We start from the raw sequence: 23,875 nt of genomic DNA, 5'->3' as shown, positions 1-23,875 counted from the left end.
GCCGGGAACGGCAGCGATCAGCGCGACCGCCGCAGGTCGGGCACCAGCGCGAGGAGCCCGAGGGCCGGGAGCACGGCGAGCGCGGCGAGGCTCCCGGGGATCCCGATGACCTCGCCGAGCCCGGCGACCACCGCGGAGCCGACGCTGCCGCCGACGAGGAAGAGCAGGGTGGCGATGCCCAAGGCCACGCCCCGGACGTCGGCGTGCACCGCGTCACCCACCAGCGCGGTGAGCGCGGGCTGGCCGAGGCCGAACGACACGGTCGCCAGCGCGACCGCGATGCCCACCGGGACGGGCGCGACGAGCTGGGTGCCGAGCGCGGCGAGGAGCATCGTCAGGGCGGCCACGACACCGCTGACCGCGAGGCTCCAGGAGCCCCCGATGCGGTCGAGCAGCGGGCCGGCGAATCGCGGGACGAGCAGGGCGATGACCGCGCTGGGCACGAGCAGCAGCCCGACCTCCCACGGCTCCCAGCCCGCGTTGACCAGCACGGCCGGGACACCGATGAGCAGGGCGAACCACGACGCCGGGATCGACGCCGCCGCGACCGCCGAGCGGACCACCTTGCCGTTGCGGATGACCGCCATCGGCAGGAAGCCGTGCGGCTTGCGCCGCACCCGCATCGCCACGAGCGGGGCGCCCAGCAGCAGCATCAGCGCCCCGGTGACGGCGATCGCGAGCCCGCTGGTCGGGGACTGCACGAGCAGCACCAGCCCGCCCGAGGTGACGGCGACGAGCACGGCCCCGATGATGTCGAGCCGCGCGCCGGTGCCGCCGCCGGCCAGCGCGTGCCAGAGGAACGGGATCACGACCACGCCGAGGATCGGCAGCGCCATCACCGCGCGCCAGCCCAGCGCGTGCTCGACGACCCCGCCCACCAGCGGCCCGAGGCAGCTGATCGCCGCCGCGACCCCGGCGAGCCGGCCGAGGGCCAGACCGCGCACCGACCCGGCGTACCGCGCGCTCAGCGCCGCCACCCCGAGCGTCGGCACCGCCGCCGCGCCGGCGCCCTGGAAGAGCCGGGCGACGAGCAGCACCTCGAAGGTCGGGGCCAGGGCCGCCGAGAGCGCGCCGACCGTCATCAGGGTGATGCCGAAGACGAGCGGGAGGCGTACGCCGACCAGGTCGCTGACCCGGCCGTAGACGGCCGTCGTCACGGCGAGCATCAGGACGTAGAGGCTGATGCTCCACGCGGCCGTCCCGACGCTCACCCCGAGGTCGGGCGCCATCAACGGCAGGGCGACGGCCGCCGACGACGAGCCCATGCCGGCAAGGCCGAAGAGGAGACCCAGCAGCACGGACACCCGACGGGAGTCGTCGGGTGCCTGCACGGGGGTCGTCACTGTCTGGGCCACGTCCGGTCGCAACACCTCCCGGCGTGGCCGCATTCCTCACTGGGTGTGTCCCTATTCGGGACGACGCCGGCTCCCCTTCACCACTGCCCTGACGGACGTGTGGTTTGGTCGCCGTCCGAGCGCCACTGGGGTGGTCTTACCTCGGTTCCGACCCAGTGTCCCAGTGCTGCAGGGTGGCGGTCAGCTCTTCCCCGGCCCATCCGGGTGCAGACGCGGTGCGGGCGTCAGGCGGCCACATGTTGTGGCGGTGAACTGCGCGGTGGTGGTTCGGTGTAGCGGGCGAGGTTGATCGCGGCGTTGACGTCGCGGTCGATGGCCAGACCGCAGGAGTCGCATCGGTAGGTGCGGTCGGCCAAGGTCAGGTCGGCCTTGATGCTCCCGCAGCCGGAGCAGGTCTTGGACGACGGGAACCAGCGGTCAGCGATGACGAGCTCGGTGCCGTACCAACTGCTCTTGTACTCGAGTTGCCGGCGCAGCTCTGCGAACGCAGCGTCGGAGACCACCCGTGCCAGCCGCCGGTTGGCGAGCATGCCGGCGGTGTTCAGGTCTTCGACCACGAGACAGGCGTAGCCCTTGGCGAGGTCGGCGGTGATCTGGTGCAACAGCGCCTTCCGTACCGCAGCGACGCGGGCGTGGAGCTTGCCCAGACGTCGTGCTGCCTTCTTGCGGCCGTTGGAGTCCCTCTTGGTTCTCGAGTACCTCTGGTTAGCCAGCTTCAGGCGCGCTTGGGCTGTGTGGAGCGCTTTCACCCCCTCCCAGGTTCCTCGGAGGTTGCCGTGTTCGTCGGCGGCGAGCGCGAGGGTCTTCACGCCGAGGTCGACCCCGACCCGGGCCCGGTGGCGGCCGGTGGTGGTGCGGCGGGCCGGGTGGAACGGTGCGGCGACGCCGGTGACCGAGACGACCCAGCGGCCGCGCTCGTACCGGAACGCGGCGGCGTAGGCGTGGAAGCGGCCCTGCTGAAGCAGCCGACGTAGCCGGCGGGTGGACTCGCGGACCCCGAGCTCACCGAGCTTGGGGAACCGCATCGCCTTTGGTCCGGTCGGACGGACCGGTGGCGCGGCACCCTCGGGGTACTTGGCGCGGAGCCGGAACGCCGGCGTCGTCTTGTGCCGGGACTTGAACCGCGGGAACCCGACCACCCTGCCGGCCCGTGCGCCGTTCCGAGAGGCCGCCCAGTTCGCCAGCGCCTGGGCGGCGTGCACGGACGCGGTCTCGAACACATCGGTCGACACCTCGCCTCGCCACGGCAGACCCCGGCTGCCGTCGTGGTTGACCGGCGCGTCGACCGCGCGGCCGTCCTTCCAGGCGTTCATGTGGTTGATGAAGGAGACCTTGCTCCACGACAACGCCGGCGTCAGGTCCTCCTCCGGCACCCCGTAGGTGCGTTCGGCGGCACGCTGGTCGAGGTTCGCCTTCACCCGGGCCAGGTGATGGTTGAACGCCAGCCTGGACGCCCCGGCATGCGCCAACAGCCGTTGGTGCTGCTCGCTGGTGACGTCGAGGGTGAACCGGAACGTCGTGGCCCGGGTCAACGCCACACCGGTGTGCGAGACCAGCGCGGCATCGGCGGTCCTTCCAGCAGCTACGGGCATGCCCCTGATGGTGCCGGTCGGCACCGACAAAGACCGCGAACCCGCGGTACCGCTGACCGGCAGGTGTGGAGGGCGCTCTGCTTCAGACGGCGCGGGAGAGTGCCTGCACGAGCTCGTCGTGCAGATCGGCGGCCTGGCGAAATGCGTCCGCCAGCTGCGTGCCGTCCTCGCGGACCGCCGCGTACTGAGCAGGCCATGCCCCGCACGGTGACCGTGCTCGTCGTCAGTGCAATAGGGACACACCCAGTCAGACGTCGGTGACGCGCAACCCCGCGTGGCACTTGTAGCGCCGGTTGATGGCGATCAGGTTGGCGGTCAGGGCCTCGACCTGGTGCGCGTTGCGCAACCGTCCGCCGTACACCCCGCGCATGCCGGGAACGACGTCGGCGAGCTCCTGGACGAGCGTGGTGGCCTCGCGGTCGTCGCCGAGGACGAGGACGTCGGTCTCGACGCGCTCGACGGCCGGGTCCTCGAGGAGGACGGCCGAGACGTTGTGGAAGGCGCCGACGACGCGGGACTCCGTGAGGATCGCGGCGGCCTGCTGGGTGGCCGACCCCTCCTCGACCTGCAGCGCGTAGGGCCCCTGCTTGTCGAAGCCGAGCGGGTTGACGCAGTCGACGACGACCTTGCCGGCCAGGGTGTCGCGGAGCGACTCGAGCAGCTCCCGGTGCCCGTCCCACGGTACGACGACCAGTACGACGTCCGCGGCGGCCGCGGCGTCGGCGTTGCTCGCCCCGGACACGGGAATGCCGAGGGCCGAGGACAGCTCGGCGGCGGTCGCCTCGGCCTTGTCGGCCGTGCGGCTGCCGAGCACCACGGTCAGCCCGGCGGTGGCGAAGCGCCGGGTCAGTCCGCGCCCCTGGGGGCCGGTGCCGCCGAGGACGGCGATGGTCTGGTCCCCGATGCGAGGGGCGGTGGATTCGGCGGGCATCGTGGTGTCGTCGGTCACGCCGTGAGGCTAGCGCCCGCCGCCCCAGAGGGATCCGACCCGCCATCCAGCGGCCGTGGCCCCGCACCACCCGCAGGTGTGTTGTCCAGCCCCTCCCCGCGAGACACCGTGGAGGGCATGACCAAGCGCATCGCATTCCTGACCGCATCCGAGGGCATCGAGGCAGTCGAGCTCACCGACCCGTGGGACGCCGTCACCGGCGCCGGCCACACGGCCGAGCTGCTGTCCCCCGAGTCCGGCGAGGTCCAGCTCTTCAACCACCTCGACAAGGCCGAGACCCGCTCGGTCGACACGACCGTCGCCGACGCCTCCGTCGACGACTACGACGCCCTCGTCCTCCCCGGCGGTGTCGCCAACCCCGACGCCCTGCGGATGGACGAGAAGTCGGTCGCCTTCATCAAGGCGTTCGTCGAGTCGGGCAAGCCCGTCGCCGCGATCTGCCACGCCCCGTGGACCCTCGTCGAGGCCGGCGTCCTGTCCGGCAAGCGGGTCACCTCGTGGCCGAGCCTGCAGACCGACATCCGCAACGCGGGCGGCGACTGGGTCGACGAGGAGGTCGTCGAGGACGGCAACCTCATCACCTCGCGCAACCCCGACGACCTGCCCTCCTTCAGCAAGGCCCTGCTCTCCGCCCTGGGCTGAGCAAAACCGGAGATCAGCTGCTGCGGCCGCCGGCGACCAGCCAGCGGCCCAGCAGCGTCCCCTCCTCCTCCAGCAACGAGTGGGGGGTCAGTGACACATCGAGGTCCGCGCCGGCGGTGATCCGGGTGAAGTCCCCGCCCAGCAGCCGCGGCACGATGGTGAGACACAGCTCGTCCACGACCCCGGCCTCGAGCGCAGCGGCGAAGAGCCCCGGCCCGCCCTCGCACAGCTGGTCCACCCAGCCCCGCGCGGCCAGCCGCGACTTGAGTTCCACGAGGTCCACCGCGTCCTCGCCCAGCACGAGCACCTGCTCGTCCCCGAGCAGCGACCGCGACTCAGCGAGTCCGGAGGCCGACGCGGTCGTCGCCATCAGGATCCGGCCCTCGGGGGCCTCGCGCAGCGTCTCGGGCACCTCCCCGGAGCCGGACACGACGACCAGCGGGATCTTCGGGACGTCGTACCCCTCGTCACGCAGCGTGCCCGCCCCCACCACCAGGCAGTCGGCGTTGCGCCGCAACGCGTCGAAGACCCGCTTGTCGACGGGGTTGTTGATGCTCTTGCTGAGGCCGTCGCCGCCCTGCGCGGCGCCGTCGACGGTGCTGACGAAGTTGACCCGCAGCCACGGCTCGGCCAGCGGCGCGTAGGCCTGCGTCAGCTCGTCGTCGCTCAGGTCGGACAGGTGCGGCAGGGCGAGAGGAGAGGTCACACGTTCCATCCTGCCGCCTACAGTCTGGGACGTGATCACCCTTGCGGACCTCGCGGCCCTCTCCGCGCAGTACGGCGACGCCTGGTCCGCGCCCGTCGAGCCCGTCGTCATCGACAGCCCGGCCGGTGAGGTGGTCATCGGCGACGGACCGGTGACCCTGATGGGCTGCGTCAACCTGTCCCGCGACTCGACCTACCGCGAGAGCGTGGCGACGAGCCCCGACGACGCCGTCCGGATGGGCCGCATCCAGGCCGCGCAGGGCGCCGCGATCATCGACCTCGGCGCCGAGTCGAGCAACGCTCAGGCGGCGCGCGTCTCCCCCGAGGACCAGGTCAAGGCGCTGGTCCCGGTCGTCGAGCAGCTCGCCGCGGAGGCCGTCGTCTCCGTCGAGACCTACGAGCCCACCGTGGTCGCCGCCTGCCTCGACGCCGGCGCGCGCATCCTCAACATGACCGGCCGTGAGCACGAGGACGCCATGCTCACCCTCGCCGCGGAGTACGACGCCGCGGTGGTCATCTGCTTCGGCGAGACCGCCAACGTGCGCGAGGCCTCCGACGTGCCACCGGACGCCGACCCGATGCCGGTCCTGCTGGAGCACTTCGGCGCGCGCATCGAGCGGGCGCGCGAGCTGGGCGCCACCAGGGTGGTCGTCGACCCCGGGATGGGCTTCCACTACGGCAACCTGGTCGACCCGCTGACCCGCTCGCGGCACCAGACGCGGGTGCTGTCCCAGACCTTCCGGCTCCGGCCGCTGGGCGTGCCGGTGTGCAACGTGCTGCCGCACACCTACGACATCTTCGGCGACGAGTTCCGCAAGGCCGAGGGCTTCTACGCCGTCTTCGCGGCCCTCGGCGGCACCCACCTGCTGCGGGTGCACGAGGTGCCCCACCTCCGGGTCGTGCTCAGCGCGCTGCGCGCCCTCGAGGTGCGCTGAGGCGTCCTCAGCGGCGCAGCAGTGCCCCGAAGCGCTTGTTCATGTCCTCGACCGCGTCGGCGGCCGCCGCGGAGAACGGGCCCATGTCGACGAAGCCGTGGATCATCCCGTCGTAGCGGACCTGCTCGACGGTGACGCCGGCGGCGCGCAACGCCTCGGCGTACGCCTCGCCCTCGTCGCGGAGCGGGTCGAACTCGGCGGTGACGACGAGCGCCGGGGCCACCTCGGAGTGGTCGCCGTGCATCGGCGCGATCCGGTGCAGCTCGGCGGCGAGGTCGGTGTCGGCCGGCACGTAGTGGTCGCTGAACCACTGCATCATCTTCGCGGTGAGGAAGAGGCCCTCCCCGTTCTCCGTCTTGGAGGGGTAGTCGCCGACGCCGTCGGTGGCCGGGTAGATGAGCATCTGGGCGGCGAGCACGTCACCGAGGTGCTGGGCGACGACGGCCGAGAGGTTGCCACCGGCGCTGTCGCCGCCGACGGCCAGTCGGTCGTCGCCGCCGAGGTCGGCGAGGTGGGCCGCGGCCCACTCGGTGGCGGTCAGCGCGTCCTCGAGGCCGGCGGGGAACGGGTCCTCGGGCGCCAGCCGGTAGTCCACGCTCAGCACCGCGATGTCGGCGTCGCGGCAGATCCGGCGGCAGGTCTGGTCGTGGGTGTCGAGGTCGCCGACGACGAACCCGCCGCCGTGCAGGTAGACCAGCGTCGGCCACGGCCCGTCGCCCTCCGGCTTGTAGAGCCGCGCGTCGCGCTCGCCCGCACCGCCGGGCACCGTGAGCTCCTCGACCGAGCCGACCGGCACGACGTCCTCGGGCTTGACCATGTCGACCGCCATGACCCGGAAGCCCTGCCGGGCCGCTGCGGGCGTCCCCTCCTCCATCGGCGGGTAGCCCGCCGACTCGATGAAGGCGAGCATGTCCTTGAGCTGCGGGTCGAGAGGCATGGCGTCAACCTAGCGGCGCGTCAGCGCAGGAAGCGGCGGATCCCGCTCAGCAACGCCGAGGCGTACGCCGCGCGCCCGCGCGCCGACGTCATCCGGCGGGCGTCGTCGGGGTGGCGCATGTTGCCGAGCTCGACCATCACGGTCGGCACGTCGGAGAGGTTGAGCGTGCCGAGGTCGGAGCGGACGTCGAGCCCGTCTCCCCCGGCGATGTAGTTGGCCACCGGCACCCCCGACCGCACCAGCCCGCGACGCACGGACTTCGCCAGGTCCATCGAGGGGCGGGCGATGTCGTCGGTCCAGCCCGCCCGCGAGGTCGGCGCGATGACGTGGAAGCCGCGTGCCCCGGCGGCATACGACCCGTCTCCGTGGATGCTCACCTTGAGGTCGGCGTCGATCTTGTTGCCCGCCCGCCCGCGCACGTCGACGCACGGACCCCAGCGGTCCGCGCGGTTGCTGGTGCGGGTCATCACGACCGTCGCGCCCAGATCCACGAGCCGGGCACGCAGCTGCCGGGCGACCTGCCAGTTGAGCGTGGCCTCGGGATAGCCGCCGTCCGTCGAGGTCCCGGTCGAGTTGCAGGGCTTGGTGAAGCCACCCGCGGGCACCGGCCGGTTGATCTCGGCGGGGAAGTTGGCGTTGCCGAGCTGGTGGCCGGGGTCGAGGACGACCGTGTGGCCGGCGAGTGGTTTCGAGGCTCGCTCCGCTCGCACCTCAACCACCGAAGGCACACCGGCCAGCGGGCCGGACGCGAGCAGCGCGGTGGCGACGGACAGGCCGAGCGTGGCCAGCATCAGCTGGTGTAGCCCTCGGGGTTCTGCGACTGCCAGCGCCAGGTGTCGGCGCACATCTCCTCCACCGACCGGGTGGTGCGCCAGCCGAGCTCGGCGTTGGCCTTGGACGGGTCGGCGTACGACGACGCGACGTCGCCGGGACGACGGGGCACGACCTCGTAGGGCAGCTCGCGCCCGACGGCCTTTTCGAAGGCGCGCAGCAGCTCCAGGACGCTGGTGCCGTGGCCGGAGCCGAGGTTCCAGACGCTGACCGGCTCGTCGGTGGTGGTGAGCTTCTCCAGCGCCGCGATGTGGCCGGCGGCGAGGTCCTCGACGTGGATGTAGTCGCGGACGCCGGTGCCGTCGGGGGTGTCGTAGTCGTCGCCGAAGATGCTCAGCTTGTCGCGCCGCCCGACCGCCACCTGCGCGATGTAGGGCATCAGGTTGTTGGGCGTGTCGGACGGGTCCTCGCCGATGGTGCCGGACACGTGCGCGCCGACCGGGTTGAAGTAGCGCAGCAGCGCGACCCGCATGTGCGGCGCCGCCAGGGCCACGTCGGTGAGGATCTGCTCCTGCATGACCTTGGTCCAGCCGTAGGGGTTCGTCGCGAACGTACGACGGTCCTCGGTCGCGCCGGCCTGGTCGGTGCCGTAGACGGTCGCGCTGGAGGAGAAGACGAGCTTGTCGACGTCGTAGCGCTGCATGGCCCGGACCAGGGAGAACGTCGAGCCGATGTTGTTCTCGTAGTAGTCGAGCGGCTTCTCCACGCTCTCGCCGACCGCCTTGAAGCCGGCGAAGTGGATGACGGCGTCGAAGCCCTCGGCGGCGAAGAGGTGCTCGGTCTTGTCGTAGTCGCGCAGGTCGAAGGAGTGCATCGGCAGGGCGGTGCCGGTCAGCGCCTCGAGGCGACCCAGCACGGTCGGCTGGGAGTTGCTGAAGTTGTCGACGATCACCACGTCGTGGCCGGCCTGGACGAGCTGGATGGCGGTGTGCGAGCCGATGTAGCCGGTGCCGCCGCTGACGAGGATCTTCATGCCGCGCACCCTACCGACGCCGGTACGGAGCACGCCCCTCGAGGACTGGCACAATCGCGGCCATGCCTACCGCACTCATCACCGGGATCACCGGTCAGGACGGCCTCTACCTGTCGGAGCTCCTGCTGTCGAAGGGGTACGACGTCCACGGGGTCATCCGCGGCCAGAACAACCCCCGCCGCCAGCTGGTGGAGCGCCTCGTCCCGGATGTCACGCTGCACAACGGGGACCTCACCGACCTCTCCAGCCTGATGCGCGCGCTTCGGGACTCGCAGCCCGACGAGGTCTACAACCTCGGCGCGGTCAGCTTCGTGGCCTACTCCTGGGAGAACGCGTTCGTCACCAGCGACGTCACGGGCATCGGCGTCCTCAACATGCTCGAGGCGGTGCGCCTGCACGCCGGCGACGACCCGTCGGCGGTGCGGTTCTACCAGGCGTCGAGCTCGGAGATGTTCGGCAAGGTGCACCAGGTCCCGCAGACCGAGGAGACCCTGCTGTGGCCGCGCTCGCCGTACGGCGTCAGCAAGGTCTACGGCCACTACATGACGATCAACTACCGCGAGTCCTACGGCATGCACGCCAGCTCCGGCATCCTCTTCAACCACGAGTCGCCGCGCCGCGGCGAGGAGTTCGTGACCCGCAAGGTGAGCAAGGCCGTGGCCGCCATCACGCTGGGGCTCCAGGACGAGATCGTGATGGGCAACCTCGATGCCCGCCGCGACTGGGGCTTCGCCGGCGACTACGTCAACGCGATGTGGCTGATGCTCCAGCAGGAGGAGGCCGAGGACTACGTCATCTCCACGGGCGAGACCCACTCGATCGAGGAGCTGCTCACGGTGGCCTTCGGCCACGTGGGCATCGACGACTGGAAGCAGTACGTGCGCCAGGACCCGCGCTTCATGCGCCCCGCCGAGGTCGACCTCCTCATCGGTGACGCGACCAAGGCCCACACCAAGCTCGGCTGGCGGCCCGAGGTGGGCTTCGAGGAGCTCGTCCGGATGATGGTCGACGCGGACCTCGCGGCCCTGAAGGCCGGCTGGCGGTGACCCGAGCCCTCGTCACCGGCATCGGTGGTCAGGACGGCAGCTACTTGGCCGAGCGGCTGGTCGCCGACGGCGTCGAGGTGCACGCCCTGGTGCTGGCGGCCGATGCCCGTCCCGCTCACTGCCCCCCCGACGTCGTGCTGCACGTCGGGGACGTTGCCGACGTCGATGCGACCCGGCGGCTCGTGCTCGACCTCTCCCCCGACGAGGTCTACAACCTGGCCGCGATCAGCTCGGTCGCCCAGTCGTGGCAGGAGCCCGACCTGGTGAGCCGGGTCAACGGGATGGCCCCCGTGGCGCTGCTGGAGAGCGCCCGCCTCCTGCACGAGCGCGGCCACGACGTCCGCGTCGTCCAGGCCTCCAGCGCCGAGATCTTCGGCGAGCCCGACCGCTCCCCTCAGGACGAGGGCACCCGGGTGCGACCGCTCAACCCGTACGGCGCGGCGAAGGCCTACGCGCACCTCGCGGTCGGCGTGAGCCGGCAGCGCGGGCTGCACGCGTCCAGCCTCGTGCTCTACAACCACGAGTCGCCCCGGCGACCGGGGCAGTTCGTCACCCGCAAGATCACCTCGACCGTGGCCGCCATCGCGCAGGGCCGGGCCGAGCGGCTGGTGCTCGGCAACCTCGACGCCCGCCGCGACTGGGGCTGGGCACCCGACTACGTCGACGCCATGGTGCGTGCGGCTCGCGTCGACACCCCGCGTGACTACGTCATCGCCACCGGCGAGAGCCACAGCGTGGACGACTTCGTGTCGGCCGCCTTCGGTGCGGCCGGCATGGACGACTGGCGGCACCTGGTGCACACCGACCCGGCCTTCGTCCGACCGGCCGATGCCACCGAGCTCGTCGGAGACTCATCCCTGGCCCGTACGACGCTCGGCTGGTCACCCACCGTCGGCTTCACCGAGGTGGTCGGGCGGATGGTGGCCGCCGACCTCGAGAGCGACTGACTCTGTGCCAGACGCCTGCGTGAAGCCGTCGGTGACGCCGGCCAGCACCAGCATCCTGATCCGGTAGAGGGGGAAGCAGCGGCGAGGTCACGCGCGACCCGCCGCTCGATATCGGCGCACCCGGGCCGATGGGTCCCCTCGCGGCGTTTTCCGAGGTCACCGCTCGGCTGGGATACTGGAGCGCGTGCCTACGCTCCCCTCGTTCCGCAAACCCGTCGTCCTGCTGTCCGCTGCGCTCGGGTTCGGCGCGCTCGCGGTCTCCCTGGCGCAGGTCCCCGGAGCAGCCGACGGTGCGCAGGCCGATCTCGAGGCCGTCAAGACTGCCCTGCAGGACGGTGACGCGGACGCGGCCCGGGATGCGACCGCCAGCGCACGGGAGCACGCGGACACGATCCAGCTCGCCGTCCAGGGCCCCGTGGGCGTCTTCGGGCAGTGGTTGCCGGTCGTGGGGACCAGCGTCCGCGACGCCCGCCACCTCGGCGAAGCCCTGGATGCTGTCGTCACGACCGCCGAGCTGGGCACCGACGCCTACCCCGAGGTCGCAGGCGACGAAGCCACGTTCTTCGAGGGTGGCAAGGTGGACATCGCCACCCTCGAACGTCTGGTGGTCACGGCAGAGGGGGTCAAGGACGAGCTCGACAGCGCTCGCACGAGCCTGTCGGCCATCGAGGGGACAGGACCTGCCGGTGGCCAGATCGGCGAGGCTCGCGACGTGGCGCTCGAGCAGGTGACTCCACTCACCGACACCCTCGGCGACATGATGCCTCTCATGCATGAGCTGCCAGCGCTCCTCGGCGCGGACGGTGATCGCAAGTACCTCATCTCGATCCTCAATCCCGCCGAGATGTACTTCTCCGGAGGCAGCGCGCTCTCATACGCCCCCGTCACTGTCTCCGACGGCCGCGTGACGATCGGCGAGAGCGTCGACACCGCCGCAAACCCGGCCGTGTTCCAGCCCCGCTACTGGCGCAAGGTCAAGGGAAACCAGTTCCACCGGGGACGCCAGCGGGTGACGCTTGCCGGCCTCGCTCCGTCCTGGCCCGTCGCAGGCGAGGAGACCCTCAACGCCTGGCGGGCCCTCCGTGGCCGCAACATGTCCGGACTGATCGCCGTCGACGTCGTCACCCTGGCCCGTCTGTCCAAGATCACCGGCCCCATGGACGTCCCCGGCTACGGACGGGTCGACAGCACCAACCTGGTCGAGACCCTCGTCGGGAGCTACGACGACTACGCCGACTCCGGCGTGCAGGAGCGCAAGGCCGCCAACCGAGCCCTGGTGGCACTTTTCGTGGACCGTCTGCTCGGCACCGGGCAGCTCCCCGAAAAGGCGCGGGTGCTGGCCGACGCCGCAGCCGGACGCCACTTCGCTGTCTACTTCCGCGACGACAAGGTGCAGGCCACCATCGACGACCTCGCCCTCAGCGGGGACCTCTCCGACACCAAGCACGACTACCTCGGCGTCTTCACCCAGAACGTCGTGGCCAGCAAGACCGACTACTGGCAGTCGCGCACGGTCAGCTCCGACGTGCGCCTGCGGCCCGACGGCAGCGCGCGGGTGGCGCTCGAGGTGGAGATCCACAACGACAGCGCGCCGTACGCCGGACCCGGCGTCGACACCGGGTCCGGATACTTCACCCGGTACGCGACGCTGTCCGTAGGGTCGTTCCTGCCCCGCCGTGCCGACGTGGACACCGTGACCGTGGACGGGACGCCCATCGAGTTCAACGTCGGCGACTACTTCGGCCGCCCCTTCGTCCGACAGACCATCGAGTTCGCGCCCCAAGCCCGGCGCACGATTCGCCTCGAGTACGACGTCCCCGCCGCGGCCGTCCGCGACGACGACACGCTGACCTACGGTCTCGACGTCGACCCCCAGGGCATGGTGCGCCCCCAGAGCACATCGGTTCGCGTGCACCTGCCTAAGGGGTTCACCGCCGATGAGCTCCCCGAAGGCTGGACCGCCGAGGGCCGGGGAACCCTCACGTGGACCGACGCCGCCCTGGACGACTCCCCCCGGTTCACCCTCGTGGCCCGGAGCCAGTAGTCGTCGCCAGATGCTCCCGCCCTCAACCGTGGAAGAGGCCCCGACCGGACTGGTCGGGGCCTCTTCGGTGTAGCTGGTGTGCGGGTGGTTCGCCGCGCGCGGCGCTTCACCTGCGCGATCAGGAGACTGCGGTCACCTCCGCGTTGCCACCATGATCGGCCGGGACGTCACGCGGATCTTGCTGGAGCCCTCGCGGCTGTCCACGGCTCCCTTCTGGTTCTCGACCCGGATGGTCGATCGAGGCGTCCTGATCGTGGCCCTGCCGCGGCGCTTCCAGTAGATCTTGCGGACCTCGCCACCCTTTGCGGCCTTGCACACCCACAGGCCGCGCTTCGTGCTGCAGCCCTTGAAGTTGGTCTTGTTCAGCCACGAGCGGACGACTGCATAGGACTCGCCCGGGCCGAGCGGACGACCGCTGCTGTCCGCCATGTTGATCGCCATGGTGGCGTTGCTGAACCACCCCAGCCAGTAGGTCCGCTGCATGCGCGCGGCCGCGCTCAGGACGTAGGTCCGGATCACGTAGGAGCGCTGCTTGGCCACGGGATATCTCGTCGTCGTGGTCGCACCACCACCGGGAACTCCGTAGTTGATCTCGTTGTTCCAGAACGGCTTGCGCACACCAATCCGCGCCAACTGTCTCCTGATGCCCCGCATGATCGCGAACGAGTCCTCCGGGGTACCTGCCTGCTCCGGGAAGGGATCGATGGCAATGGCGTCGAGGTGGCGGTGGACCCGCACGCCACCGATGCTTTGCTTGAAGTAGTCGACCGTCCACGCGCGCTGGCTGTCCAACCGCAGCGCCACCGCGGGCGACACCACTGTCGCCTTCTTGCCGACGCTCTTTCGGATCGCCTTGGCAGCGACCACCGTGAGCCGCGCCATCTGGCGCGGGCTGCCCTGCCAGTTCTGCACGATGTTGGGCTCAGGCCAGATCTGGTAGTCGACCCTGGTGCCGTACCTCTTGGAGACCTTGGTGACGTATCGCTTCCAGGCTGAGATCTTGGGCATGAAGTCGGTGTACTCCGCCGAACCCGGCCGCGCGGAGTGGAAGCGCGGCGTCTGTCCCAACAGGACCATCGGCTGCGCGCCCACACCCTCGGCGGCAGCGACCTGCTGGTCGAGCCGGGTCCAGTCGTAGCGACCCTTGCGCGTCTCGACACTGGGCCAATAGGTCCCGGAAGTCGTGAAGTTGGCAGATCCCACCGGGAAGGTCGGCGGCGTCGTCCAGTCGAAGTCGTGCATGCCCCAGAAGTCTGGCTTGATCCTCTGCGCCTCGGCGGGTGACGGGACGACGGTCATCCCGGACGACAATGCCAGCGCCAGAATCAGGAGGGGCCAGAAGCCCCTACGCGGAATGGGACGAGATGAGAACATCATCGAAAGAGTCTCTCAAACCGTCGCCCTGGCCCGCGAGGCGCCCCATGTCGGTTTCGGATCCTGAGCTGGTCATGACCGTGGCATCGGGATTGCTGCCCCTCGGGAAACTCAGCGACCTTTTCGACGACCGCTGAAAGCACGCGTACTGGCTCCAGTGAATTAAACCTCAGGAGGGCGGTGCGGCCAGGCGTTCAACAAAGCGCGGCTCGACTAGATCTCCGTCAAGCATCGCGTCATGCTGGGCACGTCCCTCGGCATCGAGGCGATGACTGATGACTCTTGCTGGAACCCCGGCCACCACCGCGTACGGCTCAACATCCTTGGTGACGACCGCGCGCGCGGCAACGACCGCGCCTCGGCCAATCGTGATCCCTCGCATTATCAGGGCGCCGTCCCCTATCCACACGTCATCTGCAATCCGAGTTCGTGATTGCGCGGGCCTGCCGGTGAACTGGATCGGCATTCCTGGAACGTCCCACACATGATCGTCACCAATCACCGCGACGCCACTCGCAAGCATTGAGTATCTTCCGATGCTCACTCCCGGATAGAGCCGGCAACGTGGGCCAACGAATGCGAACTCCCCGCAAACGAGGTCTCGTGAGACACGGGCGGTTGGGTGGACGTAGGCCGTGGGAACGATACGCGTCAGTCTCTTTCCTCGCTGCACAAGTTCATTGCGGGCGGGGCGGAGAGCAGGACGCAACCGCTGCTTCAGTCGAGCAATCATTCAGGCCAACTCCTCTACTTCAGATCCGGTTTCCGCTCGTCGGATGGCTCCATGCTGATCGGATGCCGCCACGACAGCCAGCGCAATCGCCACGGTGATGAGGTTTGAGGAGAGCCCGTGCAACCGGAAGGGAGTGCCGAGCGGCATCTGCGCCATGACAAGCACAAGAGCGCCGAGCGTCACGTCACGAGCCATCAGAGGACCCGTGACGGCCTGCCTCATCAAGAGGATCACAAAGACGAGAAAGGCTGCTCCTCCGAGCAATCCAGTAGCGGCCAGCACGTCCAGCCACACGTTGTGAGCATTCGCGTACGTCTGACCCTCCGGCGAGCCATAAGTGTCCCAGAAAGCCTGTCCGAACGCCTCGGGCCCATATCCCGCCACCGGATGGTCGGCGAACGCCTCGATCGCGGCGTCCCACGCGCCGAACCTGCCCGTAACAAGCCTGCTCAGGGTGTCGTTGTGTGCCATCGACGAAAAGGCGAAGGCCAGCGGCACGAGCATCGAGGTGACCAAGAGTGCCAGGAGCGTACCGACGCGAATCCGATCCCACAGTAACTTCCTTCTTGGCATCCACGGTGCAAAGAAGATCGCCAAGAGAATCAAGACTAAGTACGCAGTACGACTCTGCGACCACAGACACGTCCCAGCCGCGAGCAGGAGCCAAATCGGATTGGGACGGCGTCCGGCCTGACGGGCCTGCGCCAGCTCTGCGTAGACGCAGATCACTGCCAAGATCCCCAAATAGTTCGATGATGGCGTCAGGCCGATCAGTCTGGACCCTATGCCGAAGAATTCACGCCCCCCGTGTCCGAAGGGAACGAAGCTCCACCCGGGCCACACGATCGCGGAGATGAGACTTCCCCCGATCAACACACGGCCTGCAATCTGCAAGCGCGCCAGCAACGCTGACAGCGGCTCGCCCGACAACAACAGCGCCACGAGCACGCCAGCGACAAGACCCACGCCAAGAACCCGGTTCCACGAACCAGCGATGGCTGCCAGCCCCCCCGTTGTTGCTAGGAACAAGATCAACCCGAACGTCATGGCACGGCTCGCATCGAGCCGGTTCAGCACTTCGCGCCTAGCGTGCACGAGCAGTCCCAAGATGAGCGCAGCGCAGATCAGCAAGGTGAAGGCCGACCACGCCGCATTCACGGACGCGAACATTCGATCGTCCACGAGGCGGGCGTCAGCTCCGTTGTAGACGGATCTTGCGTCCAAGACGGTGAACACCACCGGATACAGGAAGACCGCTCCCCAGATCAGGTGGAGTAAGAGCGTGCGGCGTCGTTCGCCGCCCCACCGAGCGATCCCGCCGATCATCGCCACGGCCGCCCCGGCTCCGATCAAGACACTGACAAACATCATTCACCGATTCCACGGATCAGGTCCAGCATTGCTGCGCGCCTGTTCGACACGTTCTCTCGGACTACCTCAGGAGTCTTCGTACTCGAAAGGCGGATCAACCGCTCGGCCAGTGCCTGCGGCTCCACCTCCTCCAGACTCACCAGGTTTCCCTCCAGCCCGACGCTCTTCGCAAAGTCGAAACACTTCGGCTTGTAGCTCACAAGGATGTTCGGGACGTCTAGGGCCGTAGCCAAGATTCCTCCGTGCAGTCGCTCCGACAGGACCGCCGAGCAACCCATGAGGAAGGTCAACATGTCATCGAGGTTGTTGCGGAACGGCTGCATCTCGACCATGGCACTCTCAGCCAGCCGACGAGCGACCTCGTCATCTTCGGCTTCCATCGAGAAGAACACCGGGCTGAACCCCTGATCCCTGAGTGCGGACACAGTCATCGCCACCGTGCTCAGCTGAGATCGCCGGTCATGGCCAAGGGCGTCTTCCACACCCGCAACATTCACGCCGATGCGTCTCGGGATCGGCTGAGCCGAGGGCGTCAGCGGGCCGTCGTCGGCCAGTGTGTCGGCCAATAGTCCGAGATCCCCGACGACCTTCGAGCCCACGCTCAGGTCAGCCAAGGACTGCTGAGAGTCAGGTCCGCGCACGCCGACAAGGTCAGCGTTCTGCAGCAACGACGACCATCGCCTCAGTCCTCGTTCCGTGGCGATTCCCAGTTCAAGGGCGCGAGACAGGTCTTCGCAGCCTGTGCCCAGGACGACAAGCCGCTCGACATGGGTCCGACCGAGGAGGGCGTCGAGCCGAGTGGCCCACTCGTCGCGGCCAATGAGCGTGCCCCCACCCAATACAAGGGTGCGGATGCGTACGCCGCTCGCGATGGCTCTGCTCGCTCTGTGCAGCGGAGCGGGGAACAGAGGAACGAGCGAGTGGCGGACAGCGGAGTTGAACATGGCCTCATCGCCCAGGTTTCCTCGCCCGTGCCACCCCAAGTACGCCGCATCCACCCGTCGCCGCAACACCCAACGCGCTTGGTGACGGTCATCCCAGAGGACTTTGGAGACGCCTCGCACAGCCTGAAGACGCCGCCTTTGTGGAGTCACCACCAGTTCACCCCTCCACACCATAGTGACGTGGCGGTCGTCCCAGTGCCGCCCGGGCACGTCCGACGCCGGCGCAGAAGGTGGCCCGCGCGTTCGCCAATGGGCTGATTCTGGCTGGCAGACACATCGCCACGGCGCCGAGCACGCTTCGACCGATCCCCTCGACCAGGACGACCAGGCGGGGTCGGCGACGCAACGCGATGGTCCCATTCGCAAAGCCTGCTCTCAAGTAGCGACCTGCCACCGCCTTCGATGTCCCCAGATGCTTCGGCAAGGACTCCGCGGTGCGCGCAGTTGCGCACCACCTCAGTTGCGCGCCGTCGGCAGTCAGCCGGTCGAAGAAGTCAGTGTCCTCGCCACCCGACGTGCCCAATGCGGGATTGAAGCGTGGCTTACCGCACCGCCTCCACACCGCCAGGGGAATAAAGGTGTTTCCGGTGCCTGTCACCTGGAGTGGAGTGCCGTGCGCTCGCTCCTCGCGGACGATCGGAACCTGCTCCGTCGAAACGGGAACTCCGTCAACAACTTCCCACACATACTGAACGGGTCCGGTGAGTATGGTGTCCGGCCACACCACCGTCCCACGCACGAAAGCCTCAAGGCAGCCCGGCTCCGGCACCATGTCGTCATCCAAGAAGTAGAGAGCGTCGACCCCGAGTTCGTCTGTCATCTCGAGCAACGCGTTGCGGACATGGGATACACCCGGCCGCAATTCGCTGAGGTAGTGAGGTGAGGTTGCGTGGTGGTCGCATATCTCCCTGGCAGACTGCACCGCCGAGTTGTCAGCGACGACGACCGTCACCTCGACCCCCGATACCGTCTGTCGCGCCACCGCATCCAAAGCCTTGCGCAACTGTGCTGGGCGGTCTCGCGTCGGGATACACACTGCCAGCGACTCGATCACCACTTGCCTGTCCTTACTCGTTGGGTTCCAAAGATCATTACTTGGAGAAGATATGTGGCTGTCACTCCCGTCGCGGCGCCGACTGCGCCACCAAGGGCTGAACCCACAGCGACCAGAGGCAGAAACACCACCACGAGGAGAGCGCCGACTCGAGCCACGTACTGCTCGTGTCCAGTCCCTTGCAGGACCCCGCTCCAAAAGGCCCCAGGCACGTTCAGAACAACCCCGATGATCAACACGCGAAGGACATCCGCCGACGGCTCATATGCCTCCCCCAACACCATCACCACGAAGTCGTCGACGAACGCCCAACCCGCGATCGCCATTGCGATGGCCGCACACAGTGCTACCAGCATCGTGCGCTCAAGCGTCCTGAGCCTCGCATAATCACGTCGCGCTGCGTACGGCAAAGCCGTCGTGGAGATGCTTGTCGCGATGAGGCGCATCGGGGCAATCGCTCGCGAGGGCAGAGCGTAGATACCACTGACCCCTTGCCCGGATACCGCCTGAACGATCAGCACATCAAGCGTCCGCAGCAGACCCGACATGGTAGCGCGCCAGAACGGATTCGCCGCCTTGAGGACCTGCTTCACCGTAGCGTCCGCGGCACCCCTCGAGGGGGGTACGTGGAACTTCGCCAGCATCACACCCACACCACTCCCAAGCACCGAGCTCAGGCTGTAGGCAAGAACCGGGGACACATCGATCGGGAGCAGAATGAACGCACCCACTGTCACCATCCGGGCGCCGACCAACGCCACGCCGGCACGTAGCGTCCTTTGGTGGCCAATGTTGAGGCCGATGTCGAAACTCATGCGCCGTTCGAGGTAGACCCATAGCATCAGAGGCAACAGTGAGAGCAGATCCAGCCCGAGGATGACACCCAGCGCGCTCACACCAAGCATGACCAAGCATGCCGAACCGACCAATGCCGAATGTAGACGTCGCATTCTTCCGACAAACAAGAGATTCACGGCGCTCTGACGAAGAGCGGCGGTCTCCAGCCCCAGGTCTGCAACCGCGCCACCCAGGGTGATGATCACAATGAAGGCTGCAACCGATCCGAACGTCTTCGGATCGACTTCCCGAGCGAGTGTCACCAGCAATCCGGCTTGCAGCAGAGACGACGCCAGACGTGCCACCAGTAGCGCGGCGAAAGCACTGCGGATCGACCGGCCGCGATCTGGGCTCACCCGGTGTCCTCGACACGGGGGCGTGCCCCACGAACCACGTCCGCCAAGCGATCGGCATGGACCTCCGGCGACCAGCGCGTACGGACTTCCTGACGGCATAAGTCCGCGTACTCTCCGGCACCTCCAGACAGAATCTCGGTCCACTCTTCCATTCGGCGTCCCAGGTCCGCGACGTCACCGTAGCGGTATGTGGCCCCCGTGCGCCCTGGAACGACCGCTTCGGCCTCAGGCATCTGGTGGAACGGCGAATCGTGCGTAATCACGGGTACCCCGTGCTCCAGGCTCTGAATGACTGTCAGTCCGGCAGCGCCTGGCACCACCGTGACATGTGCTTCGCGATACACCTGGGCGAGCGCTTCGTCTGAATAAATGGCGCCCAAGAAACGTGCATCAACGCCGTATTCGGCAGCAAGGTCCGCCAAAGCCTCACGTTCCGGCCCATCTCCAACGAAGAGGACTGACGTACGCCGAGCCAATCGCGCGGAGCCTGCAATCGCTTGAATGACGAGAGGCAGGTTCTTCACAGAGGTCAGACGGCCGACCATCAGAACGCGCCACTCTCGAAGATCGGCAAGGTCTGGACTCGACCACTCGGGGCACTGGTCCTTGGCGCTCGACGAAACGCTGTTCCCGATGACGTGCATTCTCTCCTGCGGATAACCGGCCTTCACACCGATCTGTCGCCCGACTTCGCCGTAGAGAGCCAGCGAATGAGCCAGACGGTAGAAGGCAAGACGCAGCCACTTGGCCAGGTATCGATCGGGCTTGTGCCAGCCGATGGTCCAGAAGATCACCTTCCGGCGCAGGAGTCTGAGCAGTAAGGCAGACGCCCAGGTGGACAGGTACTTGACGTCGCCTAGGAAGACGACCGCGTCATATCTGTTGCGGAGGAGGTGAAGGATCAACCCTCGCTGCCACAAAGCCGGTCCAAACCATCGGTTGACCAATTCGACGCTGTTGAACTGCGACAAGGGGATGGTCTCGATGCTGGGATCTTTCGACTCAGATGCCGCCGCGAAGGAGACATCCATTTCTGGGCGGTTCGCGAAGGAGCGAAAGACACCGTCACGATAGTGAGGAAGGTGGGGGTACACCACCAGCAGGCGGAGGTCGCTCATCGACGAATACCCGCCCACTGGCGGTGCCGCGACGTGGTCGAGGCGATGAACCGGACCACGCGATTGCTGGTGTCGGCGATCTCGTACCCGGCCGGGATCGAGGACGAAACGGCACCGTCGGCCATGGCGATCCGCACGCCGCGTTCCACGTCGCCCGCGTCGAGACCGGTCATGATGATCGATCCCGAGTCGAGGGCCTCCGGGCGCTCGATCGAATCACGGAGCGTGATCGCCGGGAATCCCAGGATCGAGGACTCCTCAGAGATCGTGCCGGAGTCGGAGAGGACGCACGCCGCTTCGAGCTGGAGCTTGTTGTAGTCGTGGAAGCCGAAGGGCTCCAGCCAGCGGATGTCGCCCTCGATGTCCTGCTCCAGCGACGCCAGCCGCTTCCGAGTGCGCGGATGCGTGCTGACCACGACCGGAAGGTCCCATACGGCAGCGACGCGCTCCAGGCACTCGATCAGGAGCCGCAGCCGCTCGGGAGAGTCGACGTTCTCCTCGCGGTGCGCACTGACCAGGAAGTAGCCACCCGACTCCAGACCCAGCTGCTCCAACGCACCAGCGGCGTCGATCCGGCCGCGGAAGTGCTCGAGCACTTCGCGCATGGGCGAGCCCGTGACGAGCACCCGGCGCGGGTGCAAGCCCTCGTTGAGGAGGTTGCGTCGCGCGTGCTCGGTGTAGGCCAGGTTGAAGTCCGCCACGTGGTCGACCAGCCGGCGGTTCGTCTCCTCGGGGACGTTCTCGTCGAAGCAGCGATTGCCTGCTTCCATGTGATAGGTCGGGATCCGCATCCGCTTGGCCATCACGGTCGCGATGCAGGAGTTCGTGTCGCCCAGCACCAGAAGTGCGTCGGGGCGCTCCTCGAGGAGGACCTTCTCGGTCCCGATGAGCACACCTCCCAGCACCGCGCCCAGACTGCTCGTGTCGACGCCCATGTAGTGGTCCGGTGCGCGCAGGCCGAGGTCGTCGAAGAAGACCTGGTTGAGCGAGTAGTCGTAGTTCTGGCCCGTGTGCACCAGGACGTGCTCGATGCCCTGGGTCGTGTCCAGGCGGTCGATCACCCGCGCGAGCCGGATGATCTCCGGGCGCGTGCCGACCACGGTCATGACCTTCATGCGTGCGCCTCCTGGATGATCGTCTCGGGGAACTGGTCGGGATCGGCGGGGTCGAGCAGCTGGTCCGCCCAGAACACCGTCAGCAAGTCGTCGTCACCCACGTTGCGGATGTTGTGCACCCAGAGGGTCGGCATGTCGACAAAGACCGGTCGCCGACCGCTCACCCGGAGCGTCACTACCTCGTCGTGCAGCAGGCGGCGCAGCTGGATCTCCGCCTCTCCCTTGACCACGACAAAGCGCTCGATCTTCCGCAGGTGGTAGTGCTCGCCACGCTTCTGACCCGGCCTGGTGGTGGAGGCGTACGACATCCCAGTGCCACCGTGCGAGCGCACGGTCTCGAAGAGGTCGCCGCGGTTGTCCGCGTGCACCTGCGGCGCGAGCTCGGGAGCGTTCCCGAACGCGGCTGCGCGGTAGGTGTTGAACAGGTTGAGCCGCATCCGCTGCGACACGTCGGGGATCTCGCCGCGCTTGCCGTAGACCTCGTGGAACTCCTCGAAAGTCTCCAGCACCGTGCGGATCCCGATGGCCTCACCGCGGATGGTCGTGCGCAGGTCCTGACCAGCCGCCCCGATCAGCGCTGCCGCTGCCTCCTGGGCGTGCAGCAGCTCGATCTCCCGGTCTCCGGTCACGCTCGGCGTACGACCGGCAGCCACCTCGTGGGCGAAGGTGGCCACGAACGAGTTGTAGCCCGGACGCCCGTGCTCACCGAACAGGTTGGGCAGCAGCAGGTCGGCGAAGTGCGCGCCCGTCTCGGCGCACACCGCGGCCAGGATCTGGGCCGCGGCCGCCTTGCCACGTCCGTAGGGGTTGTCGAGCTCGGCCTGGACCGAATTGGCGTAGACGACGTCGACCGGTCGACCGGCCGCACGCAGCGCTGCGGCCAACGTCTCGGCAGCATGCGCGTTGCCGGCCTCGACCTCGGCGTCCGTGTCGGCCCGATTGACCCCGGCCGTGTGGATGACCGTGTCGGCCCCGGCGAGGACGGCCGCCAGCCGGGCTGGGTCGGCGAGATCCGCCCGCCCCAGCCGTACCGGCTCGACTTGGTGCAGGGCCCGGAGCCTGCACGCTGTGTGCCAGCCCAGGAACCCGAAACCACCGGTGATTGCAACCTGCTTCACATCATGTCCTTCCAACGCTCCACGCTCTCCGGAGCTGACCAGTCCGTCGTGGTCAGCCAACCGTCGACCTGATGCTGGCCGAACCACAGCATCTCCAATCTGCGCGCAACACCTGCTATCGGTGGGAGCACGCTCCCCAGCTCGCTGAGCATTCGGACGAGTGGACGCGCCAGCCACGTCGCCACATGAAGCGGCTCGCGCCCGCCGAGGCTCCGCACCAGGCCTGCGACCGTCAGACCCTCGTGCGGCTGGAGGACGACGGCAGGTGGGATCTGCTGGGTGAGTGCAATGAACGCGACTGCGTCGGCCACGTTGTCGACCAGCACCTGGGGGGTGGGCCCGTCCCCCCGCCCAGCCACCGAGGCCACCCGAGAGGACACCAAGCGGCTCAGGCTGCGCGTGACCTGACGGTCAGGACCGTGGACCGAGGTGGGGCGGAAGCACACCGTGTCGGCGCGCTGCGCCACCAGCTCCTCACCGAGCGCCTTGGACGCCGAGTAGGGGCTGAAGGGGGCCCGGGTGTTCGACTCGTCCAAGGGCGACATCCGCCCCTGGACGGCAGCGGAGCTCACGTGCACCAGGCGGGCACCGTCCTCCATCGCCTCAGCCACGACTGCAGGGAGGAGGGCGTTGGCGCCGAACAGGTCGTCACCACCACCGGTCGCGTGGGCGAGCCCAGCCGCATTGATCACGGTCGAGGCGCCGGCCAGCTCCGCGCGCAAGCGGTCCGACTCGGCCTTCACGTGAGACATTTCGAGCTCACCTCGGAGGTCTGGCACGCTCCTCGCGCTGGTGCTCAGCCGCGGAGCACGCACGGCTGTGACCTCCGCCCCCCTGCGGATGAGCGCGCTCACGACGTGGGAGCCGACGAACCCGCTGGCCCCCAGCACGGCCACCAC

General features: G+C 68.3%; 22 protein-coding genes. 5 read left to right on the top strand and 17 right to left on the bottom strand.

The genetic code is table 11. The features are described from left to right. Positions 1-17: 17 nt before the first annotated feature. The 3 genes from DAE25_RS12835 to npdG form a co-directional block, all read right to left on the bottom strand. Positions 18-1,355 carry an MFS transporter gene (locus DAE25_RS12835; protein ID WP_159083720.1) on the bottom strand — a complete coding sequence of 446 codons (1,338 nt, stop codon included), beginning with the start codon at positions 1,353-1,355 and terminating at the stop codon, positions 18-20. 224 nt (positions 1,356-1,579) lie between these two features. Continuing rightward, complete coding sequence (gene tnpB / locus DAE25_RS12830) at positions 1,580-2,947, bottom strand: IS607 family element RNA-guided endonuclease TnpB (RefSeq protein ID WP_159083719.1); 1,368 nt, start codon at positions 2,945-2,947, stop codon at positions 1,580-1,582. Positions 2,948-3,194: 247 nt separating this feature from the next. Continuing rightward, the gene (gene npdG, locus DAE25_RS12825) at positions 3,195-3,896 is read right to left on the bottom strand and encodes an NADPH-dependent F420 reductase (protein WP_234411022.1); all 702 of its coding nucleotides are present in this window, start codon (positions 3,894-3,896) and stop codon (positions 3,195-3,197) included. A 117-nt stretch (positions 3,897-4,013) separates the two neighbouring features. Between npdG and DAE25_RS12820 the strand changes: the two genes are divergently transcribed. Then, positions 4,014-4,538, top strand: coding sequence for a type 1 glutamine amidotransferase domain-containing protein (locus DAE25_RS12820; RefSeq protein ID WP_107766731.1), 525 nt, complete (start codon positions 4,014-4,016; stop codon positions 4,536-4,538). Between the two features lie 13 nt (positions 4,539-4,551). Here the strand turns inward: DAE25_RS12820 and DAE25_RS12815 are convergent, their stop codons facing one another. Further along, positions 4,552-5,244, bottom strand: a complete 693-nt coding sequence (locus DAE25_RS12815; RefSeq protein ID WP_234411021.1) for a dihydrofolate reductase family protein — start codon at positions 5,242-5,244, stop codon at positions 4,552-4,554. Between the two features lie 31 nt (positions 5,245-5,275). Between DAE25_RS12815 and DAE25_RS12810 the strand changes: the two genes are divergently transcribed. After that, complete coding sequence (locus DAE25_RS12810; protein WP_107766577.1) at positions 5,276-6,178, top strand: dihydropteroate synthase; 903 nt, start codon at positions 5,276-5,278, stop codon at positions 6,176-6,178. A gap of 7 nt (positions 6,179-6,185) precedes the next feature. Here the strand turns inward: DAE25_RS12810 and DAE25_RS12805 are convergent, their stop codons facing one another. Genes DAE25_RS12805 through galE form a run of 3 tightly spaced genes read right to left on the bottom strand, consistent with a single transcriptional unit; the run spans position 6,186 to position 8,919 of the window. Then, on the bottom strand, positions 6,186-7,115 hold the full coding sequence (locus DAE25_RS12805; protein ID WP_107766576.1) for an alpha/beta hydrolase: 930 nt from the start codon (positions 7,113-7,115) through the stop codon (positions 6,186-6,188). A 20-nt stretch (positions 7,116-7,135) separates the two neighbouring features. Next, complete coding sequence (locus DAE25_RS12800) at positions 7,136-7,906, bottom strand: N-acetylmuramoyl-L-alanine amidase family protein (protein ID WP_234411020.1); 771 nt, start codon at positions 7,904-7,906, stop codon at positions 7,136-7,138. After that, positions 7,906-8,919: a UDP-glucose 4-epimerase GalE gene (galE, locus tag DAE25_RS12795; RefSeq protein ID WP_107766575.1), complete on the bottom strand. Its 1,014-nt coding sequence runs from the start codon at positions 8,917-8,919 to the stop codon at positions 7,906-7,908. Before galE ends, DAE25_RS12800 begins: the two co-directional genes overlap by 1 nt. A gap of 62 nt (positions 8,920-8,981) precedes the next feature. On the opposite strand from galE, the gene gmd reads away from it, so the two are divergent. The 3 genes from gmd to DAE25_RS12780 all read left to right on the top strand — a co-directional run bounded on the left by gmd (position 8,982) and on the right by DAE25_RS12780 (position 12,956). Beyond that, positions 8,982-9,965 (top strand): GDP-mannose 4,6-dehydratase, encoded by a 984-nt coding sequence (gmd, locus tag DAE25_RS12790; RefSeq protein ID WP_107766574.1) that lies wholly within the window; start codon positions 8,982-8,984, stop codon positions 9,963-9,965. Then, positions 9,962-10,912 (top strand): GDP-mannose 4,6-dehydratase, encoded by a 951-nt coding sequence (locus DAE25_RS12785; protein ID WP_234411019.1) that lies wholly within the window; start codon positions 9,962-9,964, stop codon positions 10,910-10,912. The genes gmd and DAE25_RS12785 overlap by 4 nt, the downstream gene beginning before the upstream one ends. 184 nt (positions 10,913-11,096) lie before the next feature. Beyond that, positions 11,097-12,956, top strand: a complete 1,860-nt coding sequence (locus DAE25_RS12780) for a DUF4012 domain-containing protein (RefSeq protein ID WP_107766572.1) — start codon at positions 11,097-11,099, stop codon at positions 12,954-12,956. Positions 12,957-13,088: 132 nt separating this feature from the next. Here DAE25_RS12780 and DAE25_RS12775 read toward each other — a convergent pair whose 3' ends face one another. The 10 genes from DAE25_RS12775 to DAE25_RS12730 form a co-directional block, all read right to left on the bottom strand. After that, positions 13,089-14,198, bottom strand: coding sequence for a hypothetical protein (locus DAE25_RS12775; protein ID WP_159083718.1), 1,110 nt, complete (start codon positions 14,196-14,198; stop codon positions 13,089-13,091). A gap of 301 nt (positions 14,199-14,499) precedes the next feature. Then, positions 14,500-14,712 (bottom strand): hypothetical protein, encoded by a 213-nt coding sequence (locus DAE25_RS23920; protein WP_456093767.1) that lies wholly within the window; start codon positions 14,710-14,712, stop codon positions 14,500-14,502. Positions 14,713-15,063: 351 nt separating this feature from the next. Then, entirely contained in the window at positions 15,064-16,434 is a 1,371-nt protein-coding gene (locus DAE25_RS12765; RefSeq protein ID WP_107766569.1) for an O-antigen ligase family protein, read from the bottom strand. Beyond that, on the bottom strand, positions 16,431-17,378 hold the full coding sequence (locus DAE25_RS12760; RefSeq protein ID WP_159083717.1) for a polysaccharide pyruvyl transferase family protein: 948 nt from the start codon (positions 17,376-17,378) through the stop codon (positions 16,431-16,433). The genes DAE25_RS12765 and DAE25_RS12760 overlap by 4 nt, the downstream gene beginning before the upstream one ends. A 157-nt stretch (positions 17,379-17,535) precedes the next feature. Beyond that, positions 17,536-18,435 carry a glycosyltransferase family 2 protein gene (locus DAE25_RS12755; protein ID WP_159083716.1) on the bottom strand — a complete coding sequence of 300 codons (900 nt, stop codon included), beginning with the start codon at positions 18,433-18,435 and terminating at the stop codon, positions 17,536-17,538. After that, the gene (locus tag DAE25_RS12750) at positions 18,429-19,625 is read right to left on the bottom strand and encodes an oligosaccharide flippase family protein (protein WP_159083715.1); all 1,197 of its coding nucleotides are present in this window, start codon (positions 19,623-19,625) and stop codon (positions 18,429-18,431) included. The genes DAE25_RS12755 and DAE25_RS12750 overlap by 7 nt, the downstream gene beginning before the upstream one ends. Next, entirely contained in the window at positions 19,622-20,743 is a 1,122-nt protein-coding gene (locus DAE25_RS12745; protein WP_107766566.1) for a glycosyltransferase family 4 protein, read from the bottom strand. The genes DAE25_RS12750 and DAE25_RS12745 overlap by 4 nt, the downstream gene beginning before the upstream one ends. Next, positions 20,740-21,858: a non-hydrolyzing UDP-N-acetylglucosamine 2-epimerase gene (gene wecB / locus DAE25_RS12740; protein ID WP_107766565.1), complete on the bottom strand. Its 1,119-nt coding sequence runs from the start codon at positions 21,856-21,858 to the stop codon at positions 20,740-20,742. Before wecB ends, DAE25_RS12745 begins: the two co-directional genes overlap by 4 nt. Further along, positions 21,855-22,976, bottom strand: coding sequence for a polysaccharide biosynthesis C-terminal domain-containing protein (locus DAE25_RS12735; RefSeq protein WP_107766564.1), 1,122 nt, complete (start codon positions 22,974-22,976; stop codon positions 21,855-21,857). Before DAE25_RS12735 ends, wecB begins: the two co-directional genes overlap by 4 nt. Then, on the bottom strand, positions 22,973-23,866 hold the full coding sequence (locus DAE25_RS12730) for an NAD-dependent epimerase/dehydratase family protein (protein WP_267895260.1): 894 nt from the start codon (positions 23,864-23,866) through the stop codon (positions 22,973-22,975). Before DAE25_RS12730 ends, DAE25_RS12735 begins: the two co-directional genes overlap by 4 nt. Positions 23,867-23,875 lie beyond the last annotated feature (9 nt).

It is taken from the genome of Nocardioides terrigena (assembly GCF_003047265.1).
GTDB classification, from domain to species: domain Bacteria; phylum Actinomycetota; class Actinomycetes; order Propionibacteriales; family Nocardioidaceae; genus Nocardioides; species Nocardioides terrigena.
Note: the sequence above shows the minus strand (reverse complement) of the source record. Positions and strands in the feature narration are given on the sequence as shown.

Coding starts and splice junctions, on each gene's coding strand:
- tnpB (WP_159083719.1), bottom strand. CDS start 2,947: ATGCCCGTAGCTGCTGGAAGGACCGCCGATGCCGCGCTGGTCTCGCAC.
- DAE25_RS12820 (WP_107766731.1), top strand. CDS start 4,014: ATGACCAAGCGCATCGCATTCCTGACCGCATCCGAGGGCATCGAGGCA.
- DAE25_RS12805 (WP_107766576.1), bottom strand. CDS start 7,115: ATGCCTCTCGACCCGCAGCTCAAGGACATGCTCGCCTTCATCGAGTCG.
- DAE25_RS12800 (WP_234411020.1), bottom strand. CDS start 7,906: ATGCTGGCCACGCTCGGCCTGTCCGTCGCCACCGCGCTGCTCGCGTCC.
- galE (WP_107766575.1), bottom strand. CDS start 8,919: ATGAAGATCCTCGTCAGCGGCGGCACCGGCTACATCGGCTCGCACACC.
- gmd (WP_107766574.1), top strand. CDS start 8,982: ATGCCTACCGCACTCATCACCGGGATCACCGGTCAGGACGGCCTCTAC.
- DAE25_RS12775 (WP_159083718.1), bottom strand. CDS start 14,198: ATGCACGACTTCGACTGGACGACGCCGCCGACCTTCCCGGTGGGATCT.
- DAE25_RS23920 (WP_456093767.1), bottom strand. CDS start 14,712: ATGCGAGGGATCACGATTGGCCGAGGCGCGGTCGTTGCCGCGCGCGCG.
- DAE25_RS12765 (WP_107766569.1), bottom strand. CDS start 16,434: ATGATGTTTGTCAGTGTCTTGATCGGAGCCGGGGCGGCCGTGGCGATG.
- DAE25_RS12760 (WP_159083717.1), bottom strand. CDS start 17,378: ATGTTCAACTCCGCTGTCCGCCACTCGCTCGTTCCTCTGTTCCCCGCT.
- DAE25_RS12745 (WP_107766566.1), bottom strand. CDS start 20,743: ATGAGCGACCTCCGCCTGCTGGTGGTGTACCCCCACCTTCCTCACTAT.
- wecB (WP_107766565.1), bottom strand. CDS start 21,858: ATGAAGGTCATGACCGTGGTCGGCACGCGCCCGGAGATCATCCGGCTC.